This is a genomic window from Epibacterium ulvae, assembly GCF_018678075.1.
Classification (GTDB): domain Bacteria; phylum Pseudomonadota; class Alphaproteobacteria; order Rhodobacterales; family Rhodobacteraceae; genus Epibacterium; species Epibacterium ulvae_A.
Map to the genome: position 1 here is coordinate 20,939 of NZ_JAHHIR010000008.1, position 7,281 is coordinate 28,219.

At 56.5% G+C, this 7,281-nt stretch carries 7 protein-coding genes; 1 reads left to right on the forward strand and 6 read right to left on the reverse strand.

What is annotated here, in order from left to right:
- Nucleotides 1-12: 12 nt before the first annotated feature.
- Genes KMP13_RS01975 through KMP13_RS02000 form a run of 6 tightly spaced genes read right to left on the reverse strand, consistent with a single transcriptional unit; the run spans nucleotide 13 to nucleotide 6,272 of the window.
- Nucleotides 13-744, reverse strand: coding sequence for an ABC transporter ATP-binding protein (locus KMP13_RS01975; protein WP_215263824.1), 732 nt, complete (start codon nucleotides 742-744; stop codon nucleotides 13-15).
- Nucleotides 741-1,592 (reverse strand): ABC transporter ATP-binding protein, encoded by an 852-nt coding sequence (locus KMP13_RS01980; protein ID WP_215263826.1) that lies wholly within the window; start codon nucleotides 1,590-1,592, stop codon nucleotides 741-743. Before KMP13_RS01980 ends, KMP13_RS01975 begins: the two co-directional genes overlap by 4 nt.
- Nucleotides 1,589-2,503: a nickel transporter permease gene (gene nikC, locus KMP13_RS01985; RefSeq protein ID WP_215263827.1), complete on the reverse strand. Its 915-nt coding sequence runs from the start codon at nucleotides 2,501-2,503 to the stop codon at nucleotides 1,589-1,591. Before nikC ends, KMP13_RS01980 begins: the two co-directional genes overlap by 4 nt.
- On the reverse strand, nucleotides 2,500-3,561 hold the full coding sequence (locus tag KMP13_RS01990; protein WP_215263829.1) for an ABC transporter permease: 1,062 nt from the start codon (nucleotides 3,559-3,561) through the stop codon (nucleotides 2,500-2,502). Before KMP13_RS01990 ends, nikC begins: the two co-directional genes overlap by 4 nt.
- A 1-nt stretch (nucleotide 3,562) precedes the next feature.
- Nucleotides 3,563-5,155, reverse strand: coding sequence for an ABC transporter substrate-binding protein (locus KMP13_RS01995; protein WP_215263831.1), 1,593 nt, complete (start codon nucleotides 5,153-5,155; stop codon nucleotides 3,563-3,565).
- Nucleotides 5,156-5,213: 58 nt separating this feature from the next.
- Complete coding sequence (locus tag KMP13_RS02000) at nucleotides 5,214-6,272, reverse strand: dipeptidase (protein ID WP_215263832.1); 1,059 nt, start codon at nucleotides 6,270-6,272, stop codon at nucleotides 5,214-5,216.
- Between the two features lie 126 nt (nucleotides 6,273-6,398).
- Here KMP13_RS02000 and KMP13_RS02005 point away from each other — a divergent pair.
- The coding region (locus KMP13_RS02005; protein ID WP_215263833.1) for a LysR family transcriptional regulator at nucleotides 6,399-7,281 on the forward strand (883 nt) is incomplete at its 3' end.

The window sequence follows — 7,281 nt, forward strand, 5'->3', positions numbered from 1 at the left end:
CGTAAGCCAGTTTCAGGTTGAGGCTGCAAGCAGTTCGCGGGTGTAGGGTTCAATCGCTTGATGCGCCCGCAACGCGTCCGCTGTCATCATTTCCACCACAGAGCCGTTTTGCATGACCGCGAGGTTGTCGCACATATGGGCGACAACCGGCAGGTCGTGGCTGACCATTATATAGGTCAGGCCACGGTCCGCGCGCAGATCCGTCAAAAGGTTCAGGATCTCGGCCTGAACCGAAACATCTAAGGCTGAGGTGGGTTCGTCCAACAACAGGACCTCAGGCTCACCGGCAAGGGCGCGTGCGATAGCCACCCGTTGCCGTTGCCCGCCGGACAGCTGATGCGGGTATCGGAAGCGAAAGCGCGGACCAAGACCAACGTCATCCAACAGCTTCTCGGTACGTTTGCTGATCGCATCCATACCTTGCAGATGCAGCGCCTCGCTCAGCACTTGATCCACGGAATGACGGGGATGGAGCGACGCATAGGGGTCTTGAAACACCATTTGCACCTTTTTAAAGAAGCTGCGGTCGCGCGCGGCCCCGTGCAGGTCCTGGCCCAATGCCTGTATCGAACCGGACCAGTCCGGAGCCAGGCCGGTGATGGCGCGCAGGATGGTGGATTTTCCGGACCCGCTTTCGCCAACCAAACCCACGCTTTGCCCTTGCGCGACTGAGAATGACACCGAGCGCACCGCGGAAACGGAGCCGAACCAGACGTCCAAATTCTGAACATTGATGGCTGTCATTGGGTCTGCTCCAACGGGGCATGCATCCAGTCATCCTGGCGTTGCAACACCTCAAGATGCGCGCGCGGGTTATCGAGGCGGGGCAGCGCGTTTAACAGGCCCCGCGTATAGGGATGTTTGGCCTCATGCAGTTTTGAGGCCAAACAGCTTTCGACTATGCGGCCGGCATACATGATCAACACGCGGTCACAGAATTCGGCCACAAGGTTCAGATCGTGCGAGATAAAGATCAACCCCATCCCGCGATCCCGCACGAGCTTGTCCATAATCGACAAAACCTGACGCTGGACCGAGACATCCAGAGCCGAGGTCGGCTCATCCGCGATCAGAATTTTGGGATCCGGGATCAGCATCATCGCGATCATAATGCGTTGCCCCATGCCACCGGACATTTCATGCGGATAGGCGTTCATCACCCGTTCTGGGTCACGCAGTGAGACGGCATTGAGCATCTCAATACATTTTTTACGCGCGCTTTGCCGATTGTCGCGATTGTGCTGCAGGTAAGCCTCCATCAGCTGCGCGCCGATGGTCATCACCGGATTCAGTGAGAATTTGGGGTCCTGCATGACCATCGAAATCTCATTCCCTCGGACCGAGCGCATCTCGCGTTCAGACAGGTCCAACAGGTTACGACCTTGAAATGAAATCTCAGCCGCTTGGACCTGACCCGGCTTGCGGATCAGTTGCAGGATGGAGCGACCGGTCATGGATTTTCCGGACCCGCTTTCGCCGACGATCCCCAGCCGTTCCTGACCAAGCTCAAAAGAGATCCCCCGCACCGCAGCGAAGATACCTTGGCGGGTTGGGAACCTGACCCAAAGGTCGTTGACTGTGAGAAGGGTCATCCGTGACCTCCGTCTTTTGGATCCAGAACATCGCGCAAACCATCACCAAGGAGATTGAACGCCAAAGACACCGTGAAAATCGCGAGGCCGGGGATTGTTGCAACCCACCAGTGATCCAGGATAAATCGCCGCCCCTCTGAAATCATCGCGCCCCATTCCGGACTGGGCGGTTGCGCGCCAAGCCCGAGAAAGCCGAGGCCGGCAGCCGCAAGGATAATGCCTGCCATATCCAGCGTGACCCGCACAATCAGTGATGAGATGCACAAGGGCCAGATGTGTCGGGTGATAATTCGCAGCGGACCTGCGCCTTGCAGGCGAATGGCGGCAATGAATTCGGACGAGCGAATGGTCAGAGTCTCTGCGCGCGCCATACGTGCATAGGGGGGCCAGGCGGTTAAAGATATCGCCAGCACCGCGTTTTCGATGCCCGGTCCCAATGCGGCAACAAAGGCCAAGGCCAGGACAAGCCGCGGAAACGCCAGGAAAACATCTGTCGTGCGCATCAAAATCTGGTCGGCCCAACCACCAAGGTAACCCGCGACTGTGCCAACCAGCAGACCCACCACAGGTGCGATCAACGTCACGAGGGCAACGATATAGAGCGTGATCCGACTGCCATAGATCAGACGCGACAGGATATCGCGCCCCAGACTGTCGGTGCCAAGGTAGTGATCGTCAAAGCCGATGGGCTTTAGCCGGTTCAGAAGATCTTGGTCAAAGGGGTCATGCGGCGCAAGCAGGGGCGCGCAGGCGGCGATCAACACCAGCGCAGTCAGAATGAGAAGCCCGGTCAGGGTCATCCAATTGCTGGTGAGCCGCAGCCACCCTTGGTAAAGGCCCGCAACCCGTGCCTGCATGCGCGAGGCGGGCGCGTCGGACAGCAGCCATTGTTTTAAGGTTTGTTCGCTCATTTCGCCCTCGGATCAAAGATCTTGTACAACAGGTCCGACAGTATATTGAGGCAGATGAAAATCAGACCAACTACGACCGTCCCGCCCAGAACAGCGTTCATATCCGCGCTCAGCAGTGCCGTTGTGATGTAGCTGCCGATACCGGGCCAGCTAAAGATGATCTCAGTCAGGACGGAACCTTCCAGCAGGTTCGCGTAGGACAGGGCTATCACTGTCACCAATTGAACCCGAATGTTTTTGAACGCATGGCCCCAGATCACTTGTCGTTCCGACAGGCCTTTGACGCGGGCGGTGGTAATGTATTCCGCGCTCAGCTGTTCCAGCATGAACGAGCGCGTCATGCGGCTGATGTAGGCTAAGGAATAATAACCAAGCAGTGAGGCAGGCAGAATGAGGTGAAAAAACCCGTTCCAAAAGACGTCCATGTCGCCCGCCAGCAGCGCATCCACCAGAACCATGCCGGTAACCGAAGGTACCAGCCCCTCAAAGAAGATATCCAGACGCCCCGGGCCGCCGACCCATCCCAAAATGCCATAAAACAGCAATAACCCCATCATCCCCAGCCAGAAGATCGGCATTGAATAGCCCACAAGCGTCAACACCCGAATGGTTTGGTCGACCCAGGTGCCGCGATGTACGGCGGACAGAACCCCCATCGGGATCCCCAAAAGCATGCCAATCACCACGCCCAGGGTGGCCAGTTCCATGGTCGCTGGAAACACACGCGCAATATCTTGGGAGACGGGTCGGGCCGTGAGCAGGCTGTTGCCAAAGTCGCCGTGCACTACATCCCAGAGGTAGTAGAAAAATTGGACCATCAAGGGTTTGTCGAGACCAAGCTGGTGATAGACCGCGTCATAGGTTTCTTGGCTCGCGCGTTCTCCGACAATGGCCAAAACCGGATCGATCGGCATCACGCGACCAATCACAAAAGTTACGAGCAGCAGCCCAAGCAGTGTTGCAGTGATGGAGCCGAGCGTGGCCAGTGTGCTGCGGAGCCAGGGTGGGAAGGGCGCAGGTTTGCGCCCCTCTTCTGTCTGCGATGTCACAGAGACCATATTATTTGGTCACTTGCCAATAAGACGCCGAGGTGATCGCCTGACCACCTGAGAAGTTGGTGACCTTTTCATTCATGGCGTTCTGTTCAATCTGCTGTGCCATAACAATAAAAGGCGAGCTTTCGCGGAACTCTGCCTGGATATCATCATAGAGTTTGGCACGCACGGCCCGGTCATTTTCGATCACAGCAGCGGCGGTTTTTTCTGTCAAACCGGCGGTGTCCCAACCATTGCGCCATGCAAGAAGACCGGTGGCATTGGCTTCTTTGGAATTGTCGGGGTTAAAGGCAAATGTGCCCGCGTTGGTATGTGGATCCGGGTAGTCTGGCCCCCACGCACCAAGGTAGACGTCCAGTTCGCGCGCACGATATTGGCCCAGGATCTGTTTGCCGGTACCAACGGTCAGGTTTATTTTGATCCCGGCGGCTGCTGCATTGTTTTGGAAACTTTGGGCGATTTCCAACCGCTCCTGCGCCTCACGGACGCCAACGGTCAGTTCAAGCCCGTCAACACCAGCCTCTTCCAGCAGAGCCTTGGCTTTTTCCAGGTTCAGCGCAAAGGGGTTCTCAGACGAGGCACCCAAATAAGTTTGCGGCAGGAAGTTTTGATGAACGGTGTACTGACCTTTGAGGAAGGACTGGGTCATCCCTTCGTAGTCGATCAGGTATTTAAACGCCTCGCGCACTTTGGGTTTGGACAGAACCGGATGTTGTTGGTTGAGCGACAGGTACATCAGACGGCCCTTTAACTCGTCGACGATCTTCACACCTTCGACCGAGGAAATGCCTGCGACGTCTTCGGGGTTCAAGTTGCGCGCCACATCAATGTCGCCGCGTTCCAGCTGCAGGCGTTGGGATGCGCTTTCTTGTACGTGTTTGATGATAACCCGCGTCATCGCTGGCGTGCCGCGATAATAGTCGGGATTGGCGGTCATCACGACGCTGTCGCTTGGGTTCCAGGCTTGCACTGAGTAGGCGCCGGAGCCTGCGGAATTGGTCTTGAGCCATTCATTACCCATGTCCCCGTCGACTTCATGGGTGAGAGCGGTCTTTTTATCGACGATCCCGCCGATGGTTGCGGTCAGGCAATTCAGTACAAAGGACGTGGCATAGGGCTGATCGGTGGTCAAGGTAACCGTGTCGCCTTCGGCCTTGATCGTTTCGGCAACGTTATCCGCGTCAAACCCAAACTGCGTCAGGATGAACGACGGTGTTTTGTTCAACAAAACAGCGCGTTGCAGGGAGAATTCCACGTCTTCGGCGGTGACGGGGTTCCCGGAATGAAAGCTCAAACCCTCTTTGATTTTGAAAGTAATGGTGGTGCCATCGTCAGACACGGTCCAGCTTTCGGCAATTTCAGGTTTGTAGCCAGCATCCAGATCGGTGGGATCAAAGTTCACCAACTTCATATAGACATTGCGCGACACATCTCCGCCCGCAAATTCAAAGCTTTCGGCGGGGTCCAAGGTCGTGATGTCATCAATGCGCATGGCTACGACCAGGACATTGTCTGGTGTTGCGGCAATGGCCATAGGCGACGTGCTAATGGCAAGCCCGATGGCGGCACCCGCCAACAGGGATTTGAAAATCGTCATATTACCTCTCCTGATTTAATAGTGGTCCAAAGTGGAATGACTTGGGGCTGATCTTGCGTCAGCCTCCCCAGGTCTTGGCCAACACGCGCAGCCAATTCTTGTGGCAGAGCTTTTCGATCAGTTCTGCATTATATCCGTGGGCGACCATCGCCTTTCGCAGGTTGGGCAAGTCCGCCACTGATGTGACGTCTTGGGGCACCGTGGCCCTATCGTAGTCCGATCCCAATCCAACGCGGTCCTCGCCAAGCACATCGATCAAGTGATCCAAATGGCGCAACACCTGGTCCAGCGGGGTGTCGGATCTGTTCTTCCCGTCGGCGCGCAGGAAACATACGGCGAAATTCAACCCGACCATGCCGTCGCTTTCGGCGATTGCTGCCAGTTGCTTGTCCGTCAGGTTCCGCGAGTGAGGTGATACCGCATAGGCATTTGAATGCGTGGCCACCAAGGGTGCGTCCGATATGCGCGCCACATCCCAGAACCCGGCTTCGTTGAGATGGGATAAGTCTACCATGATTTTGAGTTGATTGCACCGTCGGATCAAACGTTTGCCATGATCGCTGAGGCCGGCCCCGATATCGCCAGTCGACGGGAAGCGAAACGGCACCCCTTCGCCAAAGATGTTATTGCGGCTCCACACCGGGCCCAAGGACCGCAGCCCCGCCGCATAAAGCACATCGAGCGCGTGCAGATCCTCATCAATGCCTTCGGCCCCTTCGATATGAAAGACCGCGGCCAGTTTGTCTTGTGACCAGGCGGTGTGAATGTCGGCGACACTGCGCACAATCTTTAGATCACCACGTTGGTCCAATTCCGTCAGCAGGGCGCTTTGATGCAGCACGACGCTGATTGCAACTTCCCAGTCGATTGGATCCGGCAGCGGCAGATCGTAGCTGTCAGACGCGGTGGCTCTTAGCTTTTCATCCAGATCCATGGGGGAGGGCACGTAGACGGCGAAGAACCCTCCGCCAAATCCACCTTGTCTGGCCTTGGGCAGATCGATTGCGCCATCTCGCCCGGTGCTGAAACTCTCCAGCGCTGTCCGACCACCTTCGGAGTAAAGGCGCAAGAGCACATCATTGTGGCCGTCAAAAACGGCAGGGATCGCCTCAAACATGTGAAAACCCTTGTGAAAGTATCACGATGGTTGCGAATCACAGTGCATAGATCAATAAAATGTGCATGAGTAAAACTCATTGATCCATAACGGTTTTGCAGGATGGCTGGCACGCGAACGGGACGAATGGGACATTCCATCGCTGAGTATGAGGCGTTTCGCGCCTTAATTCAGGCGGGCACGGCCACAGCGGCGGCAGCGCAGCTGGGGGTGTCACAATCGGCCATCTCGCGCTCCATCGCATCACTGGAAACCCGTCAGGGCCGCCTCTTTTTTGAGCGTATCGCCGGACGCCTGCAGCCCACCCAAGAAGCGCTGGTTCTGAACCGACGTCTGGATTCCCTGTTTGACGCGCTGGATTTGATCGATGGGCCGTCCGAACCCGTGTCAGAGACCCTGCGTCTGATCGCACCGCCCTCTTTTGCGCAGCGCTTTCTTGTGTCCCATATCAATCGCTTTTTGCAGATCAACCCGCATTACTATGTGAGCTTTGAGGTCAGCACCAATGATGACGCGGTCACCGGAATTCTGGATGGGCGGTTCGATTTGGCGATTTGCGGCGTCGATGCCTCGCGCGCTGGGGTGAAATTGATGTCCTACAGATCCGTCACTGCCGTCTGCGCCATGAGTTTGGATCACCCTTTTGCCACCCGTAGCGAAATCAGCCCAGCAGATTTGGATGGGCAGAACTTGATTGCATTGACCCGCCGACACGTGCGTCGGGGTCAGTTGGACCGGTTGTTGAACCAGGAACAGGCGAAACCCAATGTGGTGGCCGAGGTGTCCACGTCTTATGCAGCAGCCGATCTCGCGCGCGAGGGGATGGGCATTGCCGTGATCAACCCCTTTCCGCTGTATCATTATCGATCACGCGAAATGGCCTTTGTGCGTTTTAATTCGCCCATCGGGTACAAGGTGCACTTTGCGGTCTCCTCCCAACAGCCAGTGCCCCGTATCGCCCATGCCTTTATGCGTCACGTGCGTCTGAATACGCCTTCAGATCCGTTTT